Annotated in this window: 18 protein-coding genes and 1 pseudogene; 4 read left to right on the forward strand and 15 right to left on the reverse strand. The window is 53.8% G+C overall.

Translation table 11 applies throughout. The features are described 5' to 3' along the window. Nucleotides 1-51 precede the first annotated feature (51 nt). From EO763_RS07055 to modE, 11 genes and pseudogenes are all read right to left on the reverse strand, one after another. Nucleotides 52-1,056, reverse strand: coding sequence for an IS110 family RNA-guided transposase (locus EO763_RS07055; protein WP_039494846.1), 1,005 nt, complete (start codon nucleotides 1,054-1,056; stop codon nucleotides 52-54). 108 nt (nucleotides 1,057-1,164) lie between these two features. Continuing rightward, entirely contained in the window at nucleotides 1,165-1,917 is a 753-nt protein-coding gene (gene gpmA / locus EO763_RS07060; RefSeq protein WP_010302707.1) for a 2,3-diphosphoglycerate-dependent phosphoglycerate mutase, read from the reverse strand. Between the two features lie 137 nt (nucleotides 1,918-2,054). Next, entirely contained in the window at nucleotides 2,055-5,192 is a 3,138-nt protein-coding gene (locus EO763_RS07065; protein WP_161528497.1) for an efflux RND transporter permease subunit, read from the reverse strand. After that, complete coding sequence (locus tag EO763_RS07070) at nucleotides 5,189-6,691, reverse strand: efflux RND transporter periplasmic adaptor subunit (protein WP_161528498.1); 1,503 nt, start codon at nucleotides 6,689-6,691, stop codon at nucleotides 5,189-5,191. The genes EO763_RS07065 and EO763_RS07070 overlap by 4 nt, the downstream gene beginning before the upstream one ends. Continuing rightward, nucleotides 6,688-7,947 carry a TolC family protein gene (locus EO763_RS07075; RefSeq protein ID WP_161528499.1) on the reverse strand — a complete coding sequence of 420 codons (1,260 nt, stop codon included), beginning with the start codon at nucleotides 7,945-7,947 and terminating at the stop codon, nucleotides 6,688-6,690. The genes EO763_RS07070 and EO763_RS07075 overlap by 4 nt, the downstream gene beginning before the upstream one ends. A gap of 12 nt (nucleotides 7,948-7,959) precedes the next feature. Beyond that, nucleotides 7,960-8,313 (reverse strand): copper-binding protein, encoded by a 354-nt coding sequence (locus EO763_RS07080; protein ID WP_161528500.1) that lies wholly within the window; start codon nucleotides 8,311-8,313, stop codon nucleotides 7,960-7,962. A gap of 74 nt (nucleotides 8,314-8,387) precedes the next feature. Further along, nucleotides 8,388-8,839: pseudogene (locus EO763_RS07085) on the reverse strand (hypothetical protein). Nucleotides 8,840-8,977: 138 nt separating this feature from the next. Beyond that, nucleotides 8,978-10,024, reverse strand: a complete 1,047-nt coding sequence (galM, locus tag EO763_RS07090; RefSeq protein ID WP_161528501.1) for a galactose-1-epimerase — start codon at nucleotides 10,022-10,024, stop codon at nucleotides 8,978-8,980. 119 nt (nucleotides 10,025-10,143) lie between these two features. After that, complete coding sequence (gene galE / locus EO763_RS07095; RefSeq protein WP_161528502.1) at nucleotides 10,144-11,163, reverse strand: UDP-glucose 4-epimerase GalE; 1,020 nt, start codon at nucleotides 11,161-11,163, stop codon at nucleotides 10,144-10,146. A gap of 198 nt (nucleotides 11,164-11,361) precedes the next feature. Then, complete coding sequence (modF, locus tag EO763_RS07100; RefSeq protein ID WP_161528503.1) at nucleotides 11,362-12,837, reverse strand: molybdate ABC transporter ATP-binding protein ModF; 1,476 nt, start codon at nucleotides 12,835-12,837, stop codon at nucleotides 11,362-11,364. Nucleotides 12,838-12,883: 46 nt separating this feature from the next. After that, nucleotides 12,884-13,675, reverse strand: coding sequence for a molybdenum-dependent transcriptional regulator (gene modE, locus EO763_RS07105; RefSeq protein WP_039488977.1), 792 nt, complete (start codon nucleotides 13,673-13,675; stop codon nucleotides 12,884-12,886). A 320-nt stretch (nucleotides 13,676-13,995) separates the two neighbouring features. Here modE and EO763_RS07110 point away from each other — a divergent pair, with 320 nt between their 5' ends. The 4 genes from EO763_RS07110 (at nucleotide 13,996) to modC (ending at nucleotide 16,814) form a co-directional block, all read left to right on the forward strand. Next, nucleotides 13,996-14,151, forward strand: a complete 156-nt coding sequence (locus EO763_RS07110) for an AcrZ family multidrug efflux pump-associated protein (RefSeq protein ID WP_010285329.1) — start codon at nucleotides 13,996-13,998, stop codon at nucleotides 14,149-14,151. A gap of 145 nt (nucleotides 14,152-14,296) precedes the next feature. Beyond that, nucleotides 14,297-15,067, forward strand: a complete 771-nt coding sequence (modA, locus tag EO763_RS07115; protein WP_105879314.1) for a molybdate ABC transporter substrate-binding protein — start codon at nucleotides 14,297-14,299, stop codon at nucleotides 15,065-15,067. Next, complete coding sequence (modB, locus tag EO763_RS07120; protein ID WP_039473842.1) at nucleotides 15,067-15,756, forward strand: molybdate ABC transporter permease subunit; 690 nt, start codon at nucleotides 15,067-15,069, stop codon at nucleotides 15,754-15,756. The genes modA and modB overlap by 1 nt, the downstream gene beginning before the upstream one ends. Then, nucleotides 15,756-16,814, forward strand: coding sequence for a molybdenum ABC transporter ATP-binding protein ModC (gene modC, locus EO763_RS07125; protein ID WP_161530357.1), 1,059 nt, complete (start codon nucleotides 15,756-15,758; stop codon nucleotides 16,812-16,814). Before modB ends, modC begins: the two co-directional genes overlap by 1 nt. 169 nt (nucleotides 16,815-16,983) lie before the next feature. Here modC and EO763_RS07130 read toward each other — a convergent pair whose 3' ends face one another. From EO763_RS07130 to EO763_RS07145, 4 genes are all read right to left on the reverse strand, one after another. Further along, nucleotides 16,984-17,964: a LacI family DNA-binding transcriptional regulator gene (locus EO763_RS07130; RefSeq protein ID WP_161528504.1), complete on the reverse strand. Its 981-nt coding sequence runs from the start codon at nucleotides 17,962-17,964 to the stop codon at nucleotides 16,984-16,986. Nucleotides 17,965-18,089: 125 nt separating this feature from the next. Then, complete coding sequence (locus tag EO763_RS07135) at nucleotides 18,090-19,241, reverse strand: Gfo/Idh/MocA family protein (protein ID WP_161528505.1); 1,152 nt, start codon at nucleotides 19,239-19,241, stop codon at nucleotides 18,090-18,092. Then, entirely contained in the window at nucleotides 19,238-20,308 is a 1,071-nt protein-coding gene (locus tag EO763_RS07140; RefSeq protein WP_161528506.1) for a sugar phosphate isomerase/epimerase family protein, read from the reverse strand. The genes EO763_RS07135 and EO763_RS07140 overlap by 4 nt, the downstream gene beginning before the upstream one ends. Nucleotides 20,309-20,437: 129 nt before the next feature. Further along, a complete protein-coding gene (locus EO763_RS07145) occupies nucleotides 20,438-21,631 on the reverse strand; it encodes an MFS transporter (protein WP_244322086.1) in 1,194 nt (397 codons plus the stop codon). Nucleotides 21,632-21,813: the final 182 nt, after the last annotated feature.

Below are 21,813 nucleotides of genomic sequence, written 5' to 3' on the forward strand. Positions count from 1 at the left end.
AGTCACTGCGTAACACCTAAGCGCTAACTGTTCGTCGCTGTTGGCTCTTTTTTATTGGATAAAAGCTGTCCGATGGGTTGTCACCGACCAGGCTATTCGGGCTAGTTTGTTCGCCAACCCGCAGGCCACCACGTTCGAATGATGCCGCGTTAGCTGCCCCTTTACCCAGTCAGCCAGACGCCCTCGGTTATGTTCCAGCCGCTGCATAAATACCCGGGCACATTGCACCAGCAACCGTCGCAGATTCTTATCCCCGCGCTTACTTATTCCCATTAGCGTATTTTTTCCACCCGTGCTGTACTGACGCGGGACTAACCCCGTTGATGCAGCAAAGTCCCGGCTGCAGGCATAACTTTTTCCGTCGCCGAGCTTCGTGGCTAAAAAGCTGGCCGTGATAAGCCCGACGCCGGGAATAGTCAATAAACGCTGGGCTGTATCGTCTTCAGCCATATGGATTTTTAGCTCTTGTTCGACCTCCTCAATTTGTTCTGTGAGGTAGGCGTAGTGTTGGTGGAGTCGCATAAGCAACCGCGCTAAATAAGGCGGCAGTTCGTGCTCTTCAAGCACCACGGCAAGACGCCTGATAACCGCGATGCCGCGCGGCATGCTAATGCCAAACTCCAGCAGGAAAGCATGCATCTGATTGGTGGTTTTAACCCGGTCCCTGACGAGAGCATCACGAACGCGATGCAAAGCTGACATCGCCTGCTGGTCTTCCGTTCTCGGGGTCACGAAGCGCATAGAAGGTCTTGACGCGGCTTCGCAAATAGCCTCGGCATCAATAAAATCGTTCTTATTACTCTTAATAAAAGGGCGAACGAACTGAGGTGAAATGAGCTTGACCTGATGCCCAAGCTGGCTGATGTGTCGTGCCATAAAATGCGCGCCAGCACAGGACTCCATAACAACGGTAGAAGCGGTACAGGTAGAGAGAAAGGTGGTTAACTGGGTACGTGAGAACTTCTTACGTAGCAATGCATTGCCGTTTTTATCCTGAGCGTGGAGATGGAACGAATGCTTGCCGAGGTCGATACCGATGAGCGTAACGTTTTGCATGATGAGCCCCTTCAGAAAGAAAAACACCCTGTCAGCGTACCGCTCACAGGGTGGGGGTGACCATCTCATTACCCGGCCTACGCCGGGTTTTTCTCATTCAGGGGAAAATTACTTCGCTTTACCCTGATTCGCTACTGCGGCAGCTTTTGCAGCGATTTCGTCTGCGTTGCCCAGGTAGTAACGTTTGATAGGCTTGAAGTTCTCGTCGAACTCATAAACCAACGGCACGCCAGTTGGGATATTCAGTTCCAGAATTTCGTCTTCGCCCAGGTTGTCCAAGTATTTTACCAGCGCACGCAGTGAGTTACCGTGAGCCGCAACGATCACACGCTCACCGCTTTTGACGCGTGGCAGGATGGTTTCGTTCCAGTAAGGCACAACACGTTCGATGGTCAGCGCTAGGCTTTCAGTCAGCGGCAGCTCTTTGTCGCTTAGAGCAGCGTAACGTGGGTCGTGGCCCGGGAAACGTTCGTCATCACGCGTCAACTCTGGCGGCGTAATCGCAAAACCACGACGCCATTGTTTAACCTGCTCGTCACCGTATTTCTCAGCGGTTTCGGCTTTGTTCAGACCTTGCAGTGCACCGTAGTGGCGCTCATTCAGTTTCCAGGATTTCTCAACTGGCAACCAGGCTTGATCCAGCTCGTCCAGTACATTCCACAGTGTATGAATGGCACGTTTCAGCACGGAGGTATACGCGAAATCAAAGGCAAAACCTTCGTCTTTCAGCAGCTGACCTGCGGCTTTAGCTTCTGAACGGCCTTTGTCGGATAGATCGACATCGTACCAGCCTGTGAAGCGGTTTTCGTTGTTCCACTGGCTCTCACCGTGTCTTACCAGTACCAGCTTAGTTACAGCCATAGCTAAACTCCTTCCTATCCTAAGATTTCTGTGATAACTGATTTCATTATAGGGGTGGAGAACGGTTATCGGCAATCGATAGTCGATGGCAAGCGTGATTTATCCGCAGGTTGTTTGCGTAAAATCACGCTCTGGCTTTACCGTTTCAGCAAACCCGAATCCCTCTTGTGCAATAACAGGTAGACCGCTGGGATCACCAGCATCGACAGCAGAGGGGCACTCACCATCCCGCCGATCATCGGCGCGGCAATCCGCTGCATGATTTCAGATCCGCTGCCGCTCCCCCACATGATGGGGAGCAGCCCTGCCATAATCGTAGCCACGGTCATCATTTTTGGCCGTACGCGCATAACTGCCCCTTCATGGATGGCATCCATCAATTGCTGGCGTGACAGCGCCTGACCTGCCACACGGTGTTTCTCTACTGCATGGTTGAGGTACAGCAGCATGATGACGCCGAATTCCGCCGACACGCCCGCCAGTGCAATAAAGCCCACCGCACCCGCTACAGAAAGATTATAGCCAAGGATATAGAGCAGCCAGACGCCGCCAATCAGCGCGAAAGGTAACGTTGCCATAATCAGCAGCGCGTCTTTGATGCGGTTGAAGGTGACATACAGCAGCACAAAAATGATCAGCAGCGTAAAGGGCACGACGACTTTCATTTTTTCCGTGGCGCGTTCCAGATACTCAAACTGACCGGACCAGCTCAGTGAAACGCCTTCCGGCAGCGTGACCTGTTGGGCAACGGCCTGCTGCATGTCTTCAACGGCAGATTTTAGGTCGCGTCCACGTAGGTCGACATAAATCCAGTCCGACAGGCGGCTGTTTTCACTTTTCAGCATCGGTGGCCCTTCGCTGACGCGAATATCAGCCAGTTCTGCCAGCGTCACTCTGCTGCCGTTGGCCGTCACGATGGGCAGGTCACGCAATTTTTGTAGCGAATCGCGTAACTCACGTGGGTAGCGGATGTTGATGGGATAACGCTGGCGGCCTTCAATGGTTTCACCGATGTTTTGCCCGCCGATTAGTGTAGCGACCACCGACTGAAGCTCTTCGACGGACACGCCGTAGCGTGCGGCGCGCTGACGATCGATATCAATATCGATATAGCGTCCACCCGCCAGCCGTTCCGCCAGTGCAGACGTCACGCCCGGAACCCGTTTAACCACCTGCTCGATTTGTGCTGCAGTACGCTCTATGTCTTCCAGATTATTGCCGTTAACCTTAATGCCCACCGGGCTTTTGATGCCGGTGGCCAGCATGTCCAGACGATTACGGATAGGGGGAACCCACACGTTCGCGATACCCGGCAGGCTGACGGTACGATCCAGTTCGGCAACCAGCTTGTCCATGGTCATGCCCTCGCGCCACTGGTCGCGCGGTTTCAGCCGAATGGTGCTTTCCAGCATGGTGAGCGGAGCGGGGTCGGTTGCTGTTTCGGCACGGCCTGCTTTGCCGAAAACCGATTCGACTTCGGGTACGGTTTTAATTAGCCGGTCTGTTTGTTGCAGCAGACGACCCGCTTCCCGTGCAGAGATGCCGGGCAGGGTGGAAGGCATATACAGCAGATCGCCTTCATCCAGCGGTGGCATAAATTCGCTTCCCAGACGGCCGAGCGGAAAGAGCGTCAGTAGCAGCAGCAGGCCAGAAATCAACAGCGTGATTTTCGGGTAGCTCAACACCTTTTGTAACACTGGGTGATAGGCTGCAATCAGCCAGCGGTTAATCGGATTCGCCTGTTCGTCCGGTATCTTGCCGCGTACGAAATACCCCATTAATACCGGCACCAGCGTAATCCCTAATCCGGCGGCGACGGCCATGGCATAGGTTTTGGTAAAGGCCAGCGGTGAAAACATGCGGCCTTCCTGTGCCTCCAGTGAGAACACCGGGACAAACGACAGCGTAATGATCAGCAGGCTGCAAAACAGCGCGGGACCCACTTCCACCGCAGCCCGTTCTGCCAACTGCCACCACTCATTATTCTGCGGCTGCTTCCCAGGGTTTTCATACCGCCACTGCTCAATGACTTTATGCATGTTCTCTATCATCACAATCGCGGCATCCACCATGGCGCCGATAGCAATCGCGATACCGCCCAGCGACATAATATTCGCGTTCACCCCCTGATAGCGCATGATGATGAACGCCCCCAGTATCCCCAACGGCAGGCTGATGATCGCCACCAGCGCCGAGCGGAAGTGAAACAGAAACAGGGCGCAGATGATCGCGACAACGACAAATTCTTCCAGCAGCTTGAAGCTGAGCGTATCGATGGCGTGTTCAATCAGCTGCGAGCGGTCGTAGGTTGGGACGATTTCTACACCCGCTGGTAGGCTTTTTTGTATTTCCTGTAACCGCGCTTTGACAGCATGCAGCGTATTCAGCGCATTCTTGCCATAGCGTAGGACGATGATGCCGCCCGCCACTTCGCCTTCGCCATTCAGTTCTGCGATGCCGCGCCGCATCTCTGGCCCTTCTCTGAGCGTCGCCACATCCTGCAACAGCACAGGAATGCCGTTGCGGGTAGTCATTACCACATGGTTGAAATCTTGCGCGGTTTTCAGGTAACCGGTGGTGCGCACCATGTACTCCGCTTCGCCCAACTCCAGCACGGAACCGCCGTTTTCCTGATTGGCTGCTTGAACCGCGCTGACGATCTGCTGATGGGTGATGCCCTGCGTTCGCATGCGTTCTGGGTCGACGACGATCTGATACTGTTTGACCATGCCGCCCACGCTGGCGACTTCTGCTACATCGGGAACGGTTTTCAGCTCATATTTCAGCAGCCAGTCCTGAAAACCGCGCAGATCGGCCAGACTGTATTTGCCGCTGCGATCGACCAGTGCGTATTCGTAGATCCAGCCGACGCCAGTGGCATCTGGGCCGAGCGAGGTTTTCGCATCGGCGGGCAGGCTGGATTGCACCTGACTGAGATATTCCAGCACACGGGAGCGGGCCCAGTAGGGATCGGTGCCGTCTTCAAACAGCACATAGACGTAGGCATCGCCGAACATGGAAAAGCCCCGTACTGTTTTGGCACCCGGCACGGAAAGCATGGTGGTCGTCAGCGGGTAGGTCACCTGATTTTCCACTACCTGCGGCGCTTTCCCTGGATAGCTGACGCGAATGATGACCTGTACGTCCGATAAATCGGGCAGGGCATCCAGCGGCGTTTTTTGCAGGGAAAGCAGACCCCACGCCGCCATGAATAGCGCGGCCAGTAAAACCAGAAGACGGTTTTTGAGCGACCAGCGAATGATGTAGGCAATCATGGATGACCTCCGTGGCCAGCATGCGGATCGTCAGCGGGTAAAAAATGCAGGACGCGAATCCCACTGTCGTCCATGCTGAACTGAAAACTGACGGTGCTGCCGATCCCCACTCCCTGTGGCAGTCCTGACGATGGCAGCGTGAAGTCCATCGTCATTGGCGACCAGTTGAGTGCCGGAACCGCTTCGTGTTCGATGGTGGCCTGATTGCCGTTTATCGCCCTGATGACTCCCTGAGTGTGATAGCCCGCGGGGGCAGTCGGCGTTGCTGGGTTTGCCGATGTCTCCGCATCAAACTGTGGTAAGGCGCTGCGCAGGCTGGCTTCGGAATCAATCAGGAACTGGCCCGAAGTGACTACGTTGTCGCCTGCTTTCAGTCCATCGATGATTTCGACCCAATCGCCCAGCGATGTGCCTGCCGTGACGTTGCGTGGGGTGAAATGGCCGTTGCCGTCGCTCAGTAAGACTCGGTTTTGGCTACCGTTGACCAATAGCGCCTCCTGCGGGATCGCCAGACGCGGCTGTGCCTGAGCGTGAGAAAGCTGCACGGTCAGGTACATGCCGGGTTTAAGCTGCTGTTGCGGGTTATCCAGCACGACACGGGCTTTTAGTGTGCGTGTGGTACTGTCCAGCACGGGTAGCAGTTCGCTGATTTTGCCGTGGAAGGTTTTGTCCGGCCAGGCACGACTGGTTGCGCTGATGTCGCTGCCAATCGTTAGCTGTGCCGCCTGCGCTTCGGGATAATCGACATCGACCCAAACCGGGTTCAAACTGGCAAGTTCGAATAACGGCTGGGCAGGGCTCAATTGCATGCCTTGTCGCACCTCCAACTTATTCACATAGCCGTCTTCTGGTGCGGTAATCGCGATCCTGTCCTGTGGTTTGCCGCTCCGCTCGACCTGCCGAATAATCGCTTCCGGCATAAATAACAGCGCCAGCCGCTGGCGGGCCGATTGGGTGAGTATGTCGTCGCCCAACTGCCGTACCGCCAAATATTCGCGCTGTGCTGCCGCCCAGGTCGGGTTCCATAATGTGGCTAGCGTTTCGCCTTTCTTCACCTGTTGTTGCAGCGCATTGACCGTGAGTTTCTCGACAATGCCGCCGCTGGGTGCCACCAGCGTGTGTAAACCGCGTTCGTTGAGGGCGACGGTGCCATAACCTGTGGTGCGGTCAGTCAGTTCGCGTATTTCCGCATGAGTGGTGCGAACGCCGAGATTTTGTTGCTGGCGAGCGCTGACGATGACACCGCCGTCCTCCTGCACGTCATCGGCGTAGCGGGGCACCAATTCCATATCCATAAAGGGCGATTTCCCCGGTTTGTCGAAACGTTTATCCGGCACCATCGGGTCATACCAATAGAGAACGGCACGTTCTGGCTCTGCGGTAGAAGGCGAGTGCGGCGTTTGCTGTTTGCCAACCAGATAGCCCACGCCACCCGCGCTGAGAATAGCCAGTGTTATCAGGCTAAACATCAGTGATTTGTTCGTGACTGTTTTGCTCATCGCGTAGGGCTTCCTTGTGGTGTCAGATAACGGATGGCAGCCCAATATTGCGCCATCTCCCGAGCGGTATCCTGAACGGCAATCCGGCTTTCGAGTAACGCCCGACGGGCATCCAGTACGGCGGAAAGATTACTGCTGCCGGATTGATACTGAGCCTGAATCAATTTGATGCGCTGCTGTTGGAGAGGGAGAACCTCGTTGTTCTGGCGCTGCCAACGAGACTGTGCGGCTTGATATTGAGCAATCAGCGTATTGAGTTGTGCTTGGTGCTCTCGTTCGGTGAGCAACACTCTGTCGCGCGCTTCCATGCTGCGCGAGACGTCTGCGGCATAGTCTTTATCCTGACGTTTGGATGTGAAGAGCGGCAGATCGACTGTCACCATCATGCCCGCCATATCGTCGTAATCATCTCCACGTTTCGCGTAATAGACTTCAACATCAACATTGGGGATGGCGGCAACGGCTGACTGTGCGGAGCGAGCCTGAGCCAACTCGGCTTCACGCTGTGCTTGCTGCATTTCTGGATGTCGATGAATGGTGTTGCTCAGCACCTCCGGTGAGGCAGGCAGCCGTTCAAAGCGGGGAAGATCGCCGTTTACATTGATATCTGAGATGCCGGTAAGCTGCACCAGCCGGGCATGTGCGATGCGGGTGTCCCGTTCTGCATCAGACTGCCTGTCCTGCATGGTTGCCAACGTCAGGCGGGCATCCAGCACGCTACTGGCTTCACTACCTGCCGCCACACTCGCTTTTTGCGACGCGATTTGCCGCTGGCTTTCTGTGACCAGCGCGGTGACCTCGCTCAATGCTTTTCGTGAGAGTGCCAGATCCAACCATGCCTGTGCCGTTTCCCGTTGTAGACGAGCACGAATACTCTCGCTATTACTTTGCAATGCATCGGCCTCTACCCGAATGGCCTGTGCTTTGCTATCACGCTTACTGCTGCTGACGTAGGTCTGCATGATGCCGATACGCTGCATCGTCATACCTTCTCGCGTGAGTCGGCTACCGTTGTTGCCGCCTAATGGCAGATTTTCGACGCCAAATTTCAACTTAGGGTCGGGAAGCTGCGTGGCAGAGTCGGCCATGTTCTGAAGCGCGTTAATCTGGTGTTGATTGGCTGACAGGTCGGCGGAGTAACGTTCCGCCGCCTGTAAAGCCTGTTCAAGACTCAGATCTGCCGCAAAGACAGCTGCAGGCAGCCACAGCAACATCGCCAGACACGCGCGCGCGGCGTCGTGTTTGGATACGTTCATGATGTACTCCGGTTAAGGCTGCAGTGGCGTAATCGCGGTCAGGATGTAGCCGCTCTCGTTCTGGATAAAGCTGAACGTGACTGGCGTGTTGACAGGCAATGGCGTTATTTCGCCGCTGGATGGCAGCGTGAAGGCCATCGTCATGGCAGGCCATTTGAGGTCGGCAATCGGCGCGTGGGAGAGCGTGACGCTGTTGGCGTTCCACTGCTTAACAATCCCGGTAGTTTGATAAACGGCTGTCGTGGCCGCTGGGGGAGTGGTCGGCATCATTGCGTGATGCTGGTGGTCGTTGGCCCACACGGGGAAGGTGAAGGAAGAAACAGAAAAAATCAGGCCGCTAATCAGCGCCATATAAGTGATACGCATAAAATAATCCCAATAAAAATAATTGATAAACAAGACGTTGCGCCCGCTGGCGCAGGGGTTATCAATCGCTTGGGTTATTCTCTAAATCGGCAGAAACGGATTTCAGCCGGAGGGCCGACCGCAGGGGGGAGAGCCAGACATCAGAGGCTGGGGTAAGGTGGACAGGGTTATCCGCTAAGACCAGCTCACCGCTCACTGGCAGCGCTAGTAATGCCAGCGAGCCATTATCCTGCTTCACACTATCCGGCACGCAGTGTTTCTCGCACAGCGGCGTTTGCTGGTCGGCAGCGTAAGACGCTGTAGCCGTATGCTGAGCGTGAGATGATAACGGCTGAATGTCAGCCTGTTGCAGATGTGCCTGATGCTGGAGTGCGGGGGAGGTCTGGCTGAGTGTCATATCGCATTGATGACCTGCGATAGCCAGTTGTGCATTCAGGAAAAGCCAGCACAGCGCCAATAGCCATCCCCACCTGCCTTTATGGCGCAGATGATGAATGAATAATGGAGACCGTGATGAGGCGGACATGGCGTTTCCTTTTTGGACGTCATGGCAGTGTAAGCGTCTGAGTTGGAACGCGGCAAGCAGGGAATAGCATAGTTTTGTAAATTGGCAGATAGCTATCTGCCAATGTTATCAATGGGTTAATTATCTTTTGCTGTTCGGTTACTGGGTGAGGAACTGGTACGTGGTATCCGAGCGATAGACCTTCCCCGGTTTCAGCCAGCAGTCGGGCTGCGGCCAGTCTGGGTGATTTGGGCTGTCCGGCAGGAATTCGCTTTCCAGTGCGACACCGGCATAGTTTTCATACTGACCGCCGTCACGCGAGGGTGTTCCGGCCAGAAAGTTGCCGCTGTAGAGCTGTAAGGCGGGGGCGCTGGTGAAAACGCTCATCAGCACGCGGCCATCGGATGACCACAAATTGGCAGCAGGGCTTTCGCTGGAACCGCAGGTGCGATGCAATAAATAAGCGTGATCGTAGCCGCCGACGGCCATTTGATCGCTGTCGCGCAGGAAATCTTCTTCCAACGTTTTTGGCTGACGGAAATCCATTCCGGTAGCGTTTACTGGTGTCAGATCGGCGTTGGGAATGCCCGCGCTATTGACCGGTAAATAATAGTCGGCAAACAGTTGCAATTGGTGCTTACGTACGTCAGTCAAATCGCCATCAAGGTTGAAATACGCGTGGTTGGTCAGACAAACGGGGCAGGCTTTCTCTACGGTCGCCTGATACGAGATTTCCAGCGAATTATGTTCGGTCAGCGTGTACGTCACCTGTACGTTAAGGTGGCCTGGATATCCTTGGTCGCCATCCGGTGAATGCAAGTGGTAAGTCACTTGCGTTGCATCCTGACTGACGATTCGCCAGCGGCGGGCATGAAAGCCTTCTGGGCCACCGTGCAACTGGTGTTCATTCTGGTTTGGAACCAGATGAAACGTTTCGGTTTCTCGACTGAACGTGGCTTTGGCTATGCGGTTGGCATAGCGGCCAATCGACGCGCCGAGATAAGCGCTTTGTAACGGATACTGCTCGGGTGATGCACAGCCCAGTAGGACTTCTCGCACCTCACCCTCGGGTAGCGGCAGCTCACAGGAAAGCCAGGTTGCACCCCAGTCCATCAGGCACACGCGCATACCTGCCTGATTCTGCAAGGTCGTTAACTGAAACGGCTGACCATCTGGTGCCAGCGTGCTAAGACTTTCATTCAACATGACTTGCTCCTGTAGAGGCCCGAGAAGATAGAGAGGGTTGGCCGATGGTTGCAATGTTGGGGGAAGGTCAGCAGATCGGCTTTTCCCCCTAATCCGTCACTCGGCGTGAAAACGCGCCGTCACGCTTCGTCGTACCCATTGGGGTGGTTGGACTGCCAGCGCCAGGTGTCCTGTGCCATTTCTTGTAGTGAGCGTGTGACTCGCCAGTTAAGGTCGTTTGCTGCACGTTCGGCATCTGCCCAGTAAGCAGGCAGATCGCCCTGACGACGCGGGGCAAAATGGTAAGCCAGCGGTTTACCACAGGCCTGACTAAAAGCCTCGACGACCTGTAATACACTGTAGCCTACGCCTGCGCCCAAGTTGTAAATATGTACGCCAGCACGATTTTGCAGGGTGTTCATGGCGGCGATATGACCGTCAGCCAGATCGACGACGTGGATGTAATCTCGTACGCCAGTGCCATCGGCGGTAGGGTAGTCATTACCGAAGATCGCCAGTGAGTCGCGACGGCCTACCGCAACCTGAGCGATATAAGGCATCAGGTTATTAGGCACACCTTGCGGATCTTCGCCCATTTCACCCGATGGATGGGCACCCACTGGGTTGAAATACCGTAACAGCGTAATACTCCATTCCGGCTCAGCATGCTGTAAATCTTGCAGGATTTGCTCGACCATCAGTTTGCTGCGGCCATAGGGGCTGGCAGGGTGACCTGTGGGGAAACTTTCCTGATAAGGGGTGTGTGGTTGATCGCCATAGACGGTGGCCGAGGAGCTAAAAATCAGGTTTTTCACGCCGGCTTTCTTCATCGCCTCTACCAGGACGAGCGTACCGTAGACGTTATTGTCATAGTAGCTCAGCGGTTCACGTACTGACTCGCCTACGGCTTTCAAGCCGGCAAAGTGGATGACGGAATCAATGGAATGCGTAGCGAAAATATCGTCCAGCAGCGCGTTATCACGGATATCGCCCTGATAAAAAACGGGTGCCTTATCGGTTAAACGTGTAATGGTTTTAACGACGCTAGCCTTGCTGTTGCATAAGTTATCGAGAATAACGGGTGTGTGCCCGGCAGCGAGCAATTGTACGCAAGTATGGCTTCCTATGTAACCGCTACCACCTGTAACAAGAACGTTCATAATGACCTCTATTATCGCAATACTGCAAAATAACACGGCTAGATGCTGAAAAAGGTGATCTACAGCGAGAATTAGCCTCTGTTATCGATGGTTTTTTTACAAATAAACTTAGTTAAGCATAGATTACAGTGTAAATGAGCCTGACTTTCTACCCTACATTTTATTTTGTGGTAGCGTTATCATCCCTGTTTTCAGGCGTTATTTACATAACGCATCAATTTGGTAGCCGTAGATATCATTTTGCGGGACGAAAGTGAGTCGATGCGTGATGCATTCGGGCGCGTCCTCTGCATGGTGAGAAACAAAGAGTAGCTGCGTTTCGCCCTCGCCAATCAAGATATCCAGCCAGCGACGCACCAGTTGGCGATTGAGCGGATCAAGCCCCTGTAGCGGTTCATCAAGAATGAGTAGGGCAGGGTGTTTGACTAATGCGCGGGCAATCAGCGTCAGACGCTGCTGGCCCCAGGAGAGCGACTGAAACGGGGTATCGGCGATAGCGCCATTGAGCCCGAGTAGAGTGAGCCACTGTTCTGTCAGGTGGCGCTGACGGTCGGAAACGGCCTGATAAATCCCGATAGAGTCAAAAAAGCCTGACAGGATAACGTTGCGCACGCTGGTGCTGACGCGGTAATCCAGATGGAAGCTGCTGCTGACGTAACCGATGTGGCGCTTGATGTCCCAAATGGTTTCACCGCTGCCGCGTTTACGGCCAAACAGCGTGAGGTCGTTACTGTAGCCTTGCGGATGATCGCCTGTAATCAGGCTGAGTAGCGTCGATTTGCCCGCGCCATTTGGCCCGATAATCTGCCAATGCTGACCGGGCAACACTTCCCACGTCAGCTCGTGCAAAATAGGGCGATCGTTGTACTGCACCATGCCGTTACGCAGTAAAATGCGCGCCTCGTGAGCTGGCAGCGTCATATACCGCTGCGGATCTTCCGGTTCTGGCAACGAACTCCCCGACAGCTTTTCGCTAAAAGCGAGTTGAGCCACCAGCGCTTCAGAGAGGATCGTTTCACGTACGCCGACGCGGGTCAGCGTACAGTCTGCCAGCACACCGACATGGTTGATAAAGTCAGGGATGTCGTCAAAGCGGTTCAGAATAAGCACCAGCGTATAACCGGTGCCTGCTAGTTTCCTCAGCTCATCGGCAAGTTGCTGGCGGGAAGCTACATCCAATCCGTCAAAAGGCTCATCGAGAATCAGCAGGTCAGGCAGGGGCATCAGCGCCTGACACAGCATCGCTTTACGTGTTTCCCCCGTAGAGAGGTACTTGAAGCGCCGCTCCAGCAAATGCGCAATACCAAACTGGTGAGCCAACTGTTGGCAACGCGCGGGATCGTTGAGGCTATCCTGAATCACTTCTGCCGTGGTGCGGCCAGTATCGTCTTCACCTTCGCTGAGCAGATCGGTGTTATTGCGTTGCCACTCGTCGGAAACCAGTTTTTGTAATTGTTCAAATGACAGTCGAACGGGGCGTTGGAACCCCGTTGTTCGTTCACCGCTCAATAGCGGCAGTTCGCCGGATAGCGACCGCGCCAGTGCAGATTTACCACTTCCGTTGGCCCCGACAAAGGCCCAGCACTGGTTTTTTTTGAGCGTCAATTCGTCCAGACGTAGCATGCGGGTGTCGCTGAGACGAAACAGCCCTTGAGTGATTTTTAACAATGACATCTTCTATCCTTCGTCAGATGGCGATAACGCTAAAGCTAAAGCGGCATTAACAAAGCGTGGCGATGATGACTCGGTCGGCATTAAAGCAGGCCTTCACGTTTGCTCCCTGTTGCAGTTTTTGCTGCTCAAGCAAGGTATTCGGCACCATGGCACACAGGATTTCTCCCCCAGTCAGCGTAATCAGAATTTCGCTGTTTTCTACACCGTGCTGAATGGCCTGAATTTGCCCTGATAAGACGTTATCGGCTGCGGGGGCGTTGGACGTGGCAGTGTACACATCGATCCACGGTGCTTTAATCAGTGCCAGCACCTCTTTCCCTTTCTGTAATTGCAGGCGCTCGGCGCTTTGTTGCGTAATCAGGGCGCTGATCGTTGTTTTACCATCGGCGAGTAAAATATCCAGATGTTGTTGCACCTGTTCTTCGCCGCGTGCGAGCACGGTTCCAAAAAACTGATTACGGGCGCTGGTTTGCAGCGAGAAACGCGCGATAGCTGCCAGCAGGCTATCCAACGGTAGACCGTCTTCCTGCAAGACATCGAAGGCTTTTTGCTGAATCTGCGCGAGCAAATCGTACAGTTGGAGAAGACGTTCGCCATAGCGGGTGAGCTGAGCACCGCCACCGCCTTTGCCGCCGGTCATGCGCTCGACGATGATCTGTTCGGCTAGCTGGTTCATCTCATTGATGGCATCCCAGGCGCTTTTATAGCTAATCCCCGCCAGTTTGGCCCCCTGACTGATTGAACCTGTATGCCGAATTTGCTTGAGCAATTCAATACGCCGCGGGTCGGCGAATAAACGCTGTTGGAGTTTCAGGGTGAGGAGAATTTCAGCCTGCATAGTGAGGGCACCATCGGTGAGTTTACTTCTCTGTATTGTCGCTATTTTCTTCATCAGGGGCAAATCGCACAAATAGACGCACTATTTTCTATTACTGCGGTAGACTACGTGGCAATTACGACGATCTCGGCTTACAGTGAAATAGCGCATTGTACCCTAGATAATTCGGGTTGCGTGAAGGCGGCAATCGCGCGAACTCCCAAGAGCTTACACAAGTAAGTGACTGGGGTAAGTAAGGGCGCCAACGTACAAGCAGCTTGAAGTATGACGGGTATAGACGGGCTAAAGTAGCGGTAACCGTTGCAATAAGTGAGGTAAGCATGTTGGAGTTGTTGAAGAGCCTGCTGTTTGCAGTTGCCATGGTTCCAGTGATGATGGTGGTTATCATGGGTGCAATTTATTGCCTGGGCGAAGTGTTTAACGTGTTGTCCCGCATCGGTCATTCCGACGGCCAGCGCGCAAAGAATCAGCACTGATTCACGATCCTTTCCTATTTTGATGTCCGGCTTCTGGCCGGACATTTCTTTTCTACCCCCGATACATACCTCTTTAAAGCGCATGACACTGCTTCATTATTCGTTATATCATCATTTACACAACGATAATTGTCAGGAGACAAGAATGAAGCAGCAATGGTTAAAATGGTTTGCCGCACTAACCCTCAGTGCAGGAATGGCGTTGCCCGCTGTAGCAGAAGATAAAGTCACGGTGTTCGCTGCGGCATCACTGACCAATGCGTTGCAGGAAATCGCTACGCAATATCAGAAAGAGAAAAACGTCGCTGTCGTCGCGTCTTATGCCTCATCCTCAACGCTGGCCCGCCAGATTGAACAAGGTGCGCCTGCCGATTTGTTCATTTCCGCTGACCAACAGTGGATGGACTACGCGCAGGATAAAAACCTGATGGATACCGCGACGCGTCACACGCTGTTGGGCAATGAGCTGGTGGTGATTGCGCCGAAGGCGAGTGCGCAGAAAGAGATTAAGATTGACGATAAAACCAACTGGAAAAGCCTGCTGAAAGACGGACGTCTGGCCGTTGGTGACCCAGATCACGTACCGGCTGGGATCTATGCCAAAGAAGCCTTACAGAATCTGAAAGCCTGGGATGAACTCTCTCCACTGATGGCACGCGCCAACAACGTACGTGCAGCCATGGCGCTGGTGGAACGTGAAGAAGCCCCGCTGGGCATCGTTTACGGTTCTGACGCGGTTGCCAGTGACAAAGTTAAGGTCATTGGTACATTCCCAGCGACGAGCCATAAGCCTGTCGAATACCCGATGGCGATAGTAAAAGAGCATAAAAACGCCGCGGTTACCGGTTTTTATGACTACCTGAAAACGCCGGAAGCAGCAGCCGTATTTAAACGTTATGGCTTCGCGCCGCGTTAATGATGCTGAGTGATTACGAATGGCAGGCGGTTGAGCTGAGCCTCAAAGTTTCCGTTGTGGCCGTGGCGTGCAGCTTGCCGTTTGGGATACTGATGGCGTGGATTTTAGTGCGCTGTCGGTTCCCCGGTAAATCACTGCTGGATAGCATTATCCATTTACCACTGGTGTTACCGCCAGTGGTCATTGGCTATTTGCTGCTGGTGGCGATGGGAAGACGCGGCGTAATCGGTTCCTGGCTCTATGACTGGTTCGGCTTCAGCTTTAGTTTTAGCTGGCGCGGTGCCGCATTAGCGTCGGCGATTGTCGCGTTTCCGCTGATGGTTCGGGCGATCCGTCTTTCGCTTGATGCTGTCGATAAGCATCTGGAACAGGCCGCTCGGACATTGGGTGCCTCGCCCTGGCGCGTGTTTTTCACCATCACATTACCTCTCTCTTTTCCTGGGATTGTTGTTGGAACCGTATTGGCGTTTGCCCGTTCGCTTGGCGAGTTTGGCGCGACCATTACGTTTGTTTCTAACATTCCAGGCGAAACCCGAACCATTCCACTGGCGATGTATACCTTGATTGAAACACCCGGCGCGGAGGCTGATGCAGCAAGGCTGTGTATCATTGCCATCGTCTTGTCGCTGGCTGCGCTGTTAGCATCGGAATGGCTAACAAACTGGAGCCGCAAGCGGCTGGGGGGATAATGCTGCAACTCGATTTTCATCAACAACTGGGTAGCCTCGAACTTCGCGTTCAGTCTGAACTGCCTGCGAACGGTATTACCGCTATTTTCGGCGTATCTGGGGCAGGGAAAACCTCGCTGATCAACGCTGTTGTTGGCTTGACCCGGCCAGATGGCGGGCGGATTGTGCTCAATAATCATGTGCTGGTGGATACACAGCAGCGTATTTTTCTTCCGCCTGAAAAGCGGCGAATCGGCTATGTATTTCAGGATGCTCGGCTGTTTCCGCACTATCGCGTGCGCGGTAATCTACGCTACGGTATGGCTGAAACAATGGAATCGCAGTTCGATGATATTGTCAGCTTACTGGGTATCGAACCGCTGCTGAATCGCTATCCACGGACGCTGTCTGGTGGAGAGAAACAGCGTGTCGCGATTGGTCGGGCCTTGCTGACCGCACCGGAACTGCTGCTCATGGATGAACCGTTGGCGTCGCTGGATTTACCCAGAAAGCGTGAGCTGTTGCCGTATTTGGAACGTCTGGCGAAAGAAGTCAATATTCCGATCCTGTATGTCAGCCACAGTCTGGAAGAGATTGTCCGGTTAGCCGATCATGTTGTGGTGCTCGATAAGGGCAAAGTGAAAGCGCAGGGTCTGCTGGAAGAAGTGTGGGCTAGCAGCGCGCTACGCCCGTGGTTACCGAAAGACGAACAGAGCACTATTTTGAGTACGCGTGTGTTGGCTCAGCATGCGCATTACGCGATGACGGCGCTGGCATTAGGCGACCAGCAGGTGTGGGTTGGAAAAGTCGAACTCCCTCAGGACGCCGCATTGCGCATTCGCGTGAATGCCGCCGATGTTTCTCTGGTGCTACAGCCGCCGGAAAAAAGCAGCATCCGTAATGTGCTGCGTGCCAGCGTGGTAGAGTGCATTGATGTCAACGAACAGGTTGAAGTGAAGCTTGCGGTCGGTCAGCAGACGCTGTGGTCTCGTATCACACCGTGGGCTAGGGACGATCTCGTGCTTCATCCCGGGCAAACGATCTACGCGCAGATTAAGAGCGTGTCGATTACGGCGTAAAGATAGGCTGATGATAAAGGTATTGTTCCACTGACATTTAGCGCGCAGCCTGTCAGTCGTTGTATGAGAGGCTGAGTAGGGTGAAGTAAGTCGGTGTATTACGTCAACCTGCGGTCAGCGGACCGCAGGTTGTCAGATATGAAAAAGGATTGGTTTTATTCTATTCAGATTAGCTGGATGCCCGTTCGACAAACGTCCATTCCAGTAGGCGCTTTTCTGTTTCGCTGTCCGGCTGGTCGATTTGTTGTAATAACAACTTCACGGCCTCTCTGCCGATATGTGCGGACGGCTGTTGAATCGTGCTGAGCTGAGGAGAAGTGATGTAACCCAGCTCCGAGCCATCGAAACCGATCACTGCAATATCCTGCGGCGCACTTAGCCCCGCCTCACAGATTGCAGACAGCGCGCCTGCGGCCAGCGTATCGGAGACCACAAAGACGGCATCTGGTCGCTCTGGATCGTTAAGCAGCGCGGTCATTGCCGCTTTTCCGCCTGCGTAGCTCAGGGTGCTGGCGTATTCGACCTTGCCATAATCAAACGCATTTTCTGCGATAACGTCGCGATAGCCTTTCTCTCGCTGCTGGGCGTAGAGATAATTCATATCATGGTTAATCATGGCGATACGGCGGCGACCTTTGCCAATAAAGTGATTAATCACAAAGCGGGATGCCTCTGCGTTATCAATTCCAACGGATGAAATGGCAGATGTATCGTCATGCTCGGCGCACTGCACCCAAGGCGCTGTGCCAATCATGTCCTGAAGTGCAGACAGCGTCGAAATGGCATCCATGGTGATCACGCCATCGACCATTTTACCGGATAGCAGTTGCAGGCTGGAGTGGGCGCGAACAATATCTGCGCCTGAATTGCATAGCAGAATACGGTAGCCGTTTTCTTCCGCTTCTGCCTCAATGCCTTTTACGACATCGGCACAGAAGGGGTTGGCAATGTTGGAAACCATGACTAATAACATCTGGCTGCGTGCGGTACGTAGCTGTCGTGCCAGCAAATTTGGCTGATAATTACTGCTTTTTATCGCATTGAGAACTCGTTCTCGGTTTTGCGGCTTCACGGTATCAATGTTGTTCAGCACTCGTGAAACGGTGGCCACCGAAACTCCAGCTATCCGTGCTATTTTTTGAATTGACATAATTCAGAAGGCACTCACGCTACTTATTGCTTGGCTGAGCAGATTACCATAAATATCTCTGGCTGCACCCCGCAGACGTCGCACCTGCGGGATGAATACCGTGAGAGAATGAACGGTTTGATGCCTTAATTGGCGACCTTTACCCACGTTTGCTGCTGATGGCTTTGTACGATGGCGTCAATAATGAACATAATGTTCGCACCATCGTAGAAGGTGGCGAAGGTGAACGGATCGACGCTCGGCTGTTTGCCGTCACGCAGATAGGTATAAAAGTTCGCCATCATGTTCTTGAACGCATCTGGCCAGCCTTCGATATGCCCACCGGGGAAGTGGACTGCGGCGGCGGCTTCTGGGTTCAGCAGTCTAGGATCGTCCGACAACACCTGATTCGGTTTATCGCGATGGCCGATCCACAGTTGTTGCGGGGTTTCCTGATCCCATGCCAGCGATTGTTCACTGCCATTTACTTCAAACGTCAGGCGATTTTTCCGGCCGGCGCTGACCTGAGAAACGGTAAAGGATCCGCGGCTGCCATCCTCAAAGCGCAGTAAAACGGTCGCGTAGTCTTCAGTTTTGACCGGTTTGTCATCGTACTCTGGCGGCGCATCAGAGGACGAAAACGTGGTAGTGCCATTCCGATTGGATTTTCGGATCGGATGGACGATGGCTAAATCGGCGAAGACTTCGACAATTTTTCGGCCAGAAATAAACTGCACCGTGTCGCACCAGTGCGAACCGATGTCAGCCACCGCGCGGGAAACGCCGCCGAACTCCGGTTCAACACGCCAGTTGTAGTCGGTGTCACGCAGCATCCAGTCTTGCAGATAGCCACCGTGTACGGCAAAGACGCGGCCGATCTCCTGACGCTTAATCATGCTGGCAGCTTGCTGCACCATGCCAAATTGGCGATAGACAAAGCTGACCCCGTGGACAACGCCTTTTTCTTCCGCCAGCGCCACCAGTTCACGCGCTTCTTCGCTGGTCATACACAGTGGCTTTTCTGAAAAGACGTGCTTGCCTGCCTGAATAATCTGCTTATTGATCGCCGCATGGAGATGGTTCGGCGTGCAGTTATGGATCGCATCAATACCGGGATGAGCCAATAAATCAGCGACGCTGCCGTAGGCATGGGGAATGTTGAGCTGACGCGCTTTTTGCTGCGCCAGATCGAGCGAATTTTCCGCCAGCGCCACCACCTCAACGAAACCAAGGCGACGAATCGCTTCAATATGTGCTGGGCCAATAAAACCGGAACCAATAATGCCAACGCGAATCATTCTGCGCTCTCCTCGTTTAATCCCAACATTTTTCTGACTAACGGACGATCGTCGCTGGTTGCGGCGAAATCGTCAAAAGCGCGTCCTGCGACTGGAATAATGTGGCGGTTGATGAACGCCGCTCCTTCTTTCGCACCGCAGTTGCTATCTTTCAGGCAGCATTCCCACTCCAGCACCGCCCAGCCGTCGTAATCGTATTGGGCAAGTTTGCTGAAGATGCCGCCAAAATCGATCTGGCCATCTCCCGGTGAGCGGAAGCGTCCGGCGCGTTCAGCCCATGACTGATAGCCGCCGTAGACGCCGCTTTTGCTCGATGTGATAAATTCCGCATCTTTCACATGGAACGCTTTGATTCGTGCATGGTAGCGATCGATAAAGCCGAGGTAGTCCATCTGCTGCAAATGCATATGGCTAGGATCGTAAAGAATGTTGGCGCGCGGGTGATGATTGACGACATCCAAGAAGCGTTCAAAGGTCACGCCGTCGTGTAAATCTTCTCCTGGATGCAGCTCGTAGCACACATTCACGCCGTGCTCGTCAAAATAGTCGAGGATCGGCGTCCACAGGCGACCAAGCTCTTTAAAGGCTTCCTGAATCAGGACTTCTTTACGCGGTGGCCAGGGGTAAAAATAGGGCCAGGCCAGCGCACCAGAAAACGTAGCGTGGGCGTTTAGTCCTAAGCGTGAAGAGGCTTTTGCTGCCTGCTTGATTGCCGCGATAGCCCACTCTTGGCGAGCCTGCGGATTGCGGCGGTATGCCGATGGTGCGAAATCGTCAAAAGCATCGTCATACGCAGGGTGGACGGCAACAAGCTGGCCTTCCAGATGGGTTGAGAGTTCGCTGATGGTTAGCCCATGCAGTGCCAGTAGGCCTTTCACATCATCACAGTAAGTTTGGCTGTCGGCGGCCGTAGCCAGATCGAAAATGTGCGGGTGATTACAGGGGATTTGTAGCGCTTTAAAGCCTAATCCGGCCGCCCATTGCGCCAGATTTTCCAGCGTGTTAAAGGGAGCCTGATCGCCAATATACTGGGCGAGAAAAATACCCGGTCCTTTTAACGTCTTCATTATTACCTCCTTTGGCAACGGGTGTGGTCATGAATACCGTTGCACGATTGCGATAGCGGAGAATGCAGTGGGATGAGGTGCCATAGGCGACCCATCCCGTTTTCTCCTTAAATAATCCGTCTCAAATGATTAAGCCTGCTCTTCTTTATATTTGAAGGAGAAGAGGAAAATGACGGCGATGATGGCTGCGGCAACCGCTGGGATCCACCAGAAGGTCGCCCAGATTTCAGGCGCGTTTAACGTACCGTTGTCGAAGAGACGGTTATAAATGGCACCGGAAACCTGTGAGCCCAGCAGCATGCCGATACCGTAGGTGAACAGGACTACCAGACTTTGTGCCTGACCTTTGATTTTCTCTCCCGCGATGCGGTCGGTATAGATGAAGCCGATGACGAAGAAGAAGTCATAGCAGACACCGTGCAGCAGGATCCCGATGTAGAGCAGCCAGCGTGTTTCTTCATTCACGCCCATCGCGAAGAGGGCATAGCGTACGAACCACGCCAGCATGCCGATGAATAGCATGTATTTCACGCCCAGCTTTCTAAACAGCAGCGGAATGATCAGCATGAAGACGATTTCGGACATCTGACCAAACGACATGGCGGTGCTGACATCGCTGATACCCGCATTGCTCAGGAAGGAGGCGGTGTAAGCGTAGTAGGTGCCCAGTGGAATAGAGATCAGCATGGCGCAGATGGCAAAGACCAGAAAGTGGCCTTTCTTCAGCAGCGCGAACGCATCAGCACAGAACAGATCGCGGACTGCCAGCGGCAAGCCTTTTGCTGGGGCTGGAGTATGCGGCAGCGTCAGGCTGTAAGCTGCCAGAATGGCAGAGCAGGCGGCAGCGACGTAGAAAATATTGACGCTTGCGGAGATGCCCGCCGTCCCGATGCAGACACCGGCAACGATCCAACCAATGGTGCCGAAGACCCGCACAACTGGGAAGCTCTTCTCACTGTTAGTCAGGTTATGGAACGCGATGTTGTTGGTTAATGCCAGCGTTGGCATAAAGCACAGCGTGTAGGCGAACAGCAGGATCAGCAGCTGTGAGCCGTCTTCGTTGACTAACGCTGCGGGCACAAACCACAGGATGACCGCGCCGATCAGGTGCAGCAGCGCCATGACTTTTTGTGATGGGAAGAAGCGGTCAACCACCATGCCCAGTACGAATGGCGACAGGATTGAGGCGATTGGTCCGGCAGAGAAGGCGTCGCCAATCATGGCGGCCAAATTATACTGTGTCATAACCAGGCCCAGGGTGACTGACCATGAACCCCAGATGAAGAACTCTAAGAACATCATGAGTGACAGTCTGGGAACCACGAAGGCCGGTTGTAACGATTTGGTTGCTGTGTTTTCAGATGAAGAAACCATGTGGCATCCCTCTTAAAAGTAATCGATTACAATTTGTGTTTTCTGAATGTAATCGATTACTTTTGGCTTAACCGCAGCTTTTAGCCATAAATGAGATCCTTATCACTAGAAAGTTATATAGCCATAGCGTA

The organism is Pectobacterium odoriferum (genome assembly GCF_009931295.1).
GTDB lineage: Bacteria > Pseudomonadota > Gammaproteobacteria > Enterobacterales > Enterobacteriaceae > Pectobacterium > Pectobacterium odoriferum.

What these genes read in the sequence shown, in the direction of transcription:
- EO763_RS07055 (WP_039494846.1), bottom strand. Translation starts at nt 1,056, where the DNA reads ATGCAAAACGTTACGCTCATCGGTATCGACCTCGGCAAGCATTCGTTC.
- gpmA (WP_010302707.1), bottom strand. Translation starts at nt 1,917, where the DNA reads ATGGCTGTAACTAAGCTGGTACTGGTAAGACACGGTGAGAGCCAGTGG.
- EO763_RS07065 (WP_161528497.1), bottom strand. Translation starts at nt 5,192, where the DNA reads ATGATTGCCTACATCATTCGCTGGTCGCTCAAAAACCGTCTTCTGGTT.
- EO763_RS07070 (WP_161528498.1), bottom strand. Translation starts at nt 6,691, where the DNA reads ATGAGCAAAACAGTCACGAACAAATCACTGATGTTTAGCCTGATAACA.
- EO763_RS07075 (WP_161528499.1), bottom strand. Translation starts at nt 7,947, where the DNA reads ATGAACGTATCCAAACACGACGCCGCGCGCGCGTGTCTGGCGATGTTG.
- EO763_RS07080 (WP_161528500.1), bottom strand. Translation starts at nt 8,313, where the DNA reads ATGCGTATCACTTATATGGCGCTGATTAGCGGCCTGATTTTTTCTGTT.
- galM (WP_161528501.1), bottom strand. Translation starts at nt 10,024, where the DNA reads ATGTTGAATGAAAGTCTTAGCACGCTGGCACCAGATGGTCAGCCGTTT.
- galE (WP_161528502.1), bottom strand. Translation starts at nt 11,163, where the DNA reads ATGAACGTTCTTGTTACAGGTGGTAGCGGTTACATAGGAAGCCATACT.
- modF (WP_161528503.1), bottom strand. Translation starts at nt 12,837, where the DNA reads ATGTCATTGTTAAAAATCACTCAAGGGCTGTTTCGTCTCAGCGACACC.
- modE (WP_039488977.1), bottom strand. Translation starts at nt 13,675, where the DNA reads ATGCAGGCTGAAATTCTCCTCACCCTGAAACTCCAACAGCGTTTATTC.
- EO763_RS07110 (WP_010285329.1), top strand. Translation starts at nt 13,996, where the DNA reads ATGTTGGAGTTGTTGAAGAGCCTGCTGTTTGCAGTTGCCATGGTTCCA.
- modA (WP_105879314.1), top strand. Translation starts at nt 14,297, where the DNA reads ATGAAGCAGCAATGGTTAAAATGGTTTGCCGCACTAACCCTCAGTGCA.
- modB (WP_039473842.1), top strand. Translation starts at nt 15,067, where the DNA reads ATGATGCTGAGTGATTACGAATGGCAGGCGGTTGAGCTGAGCCTCAAA.
- modC (WP_161530357.1), top strand. Translation starts at nt 15,756, where the DNA reads ATGCTGCAACTCGATTTTCATCAACAACTGGGTAGCCTCGAACTTCGC.
- EO763_RS07130 (WP_161528504.1), bottom strand. Translation starts at nt 17,964, where the DNA reads ATGTCAATTCAAAAAATAGCACGGATAGCTGGAGTTTCGGTGGCCACC.
- EO763_RS07135 (WP_161528505.1), bottom strand. Translation starts at nt 19,241, where the DNA reads ATGATTCGCGTTGGCATTATTGGTTCCGGTTTTATTGGCCCAGCACAT.
- EO763_RS07140 (WP_161528506.1), bottom strand. Translation starts at nt 20,308, where the DNA reads ATGAAGACGTTAAAAGGACCGGGTATTTTTCTCGCCCAGTATATTGGC.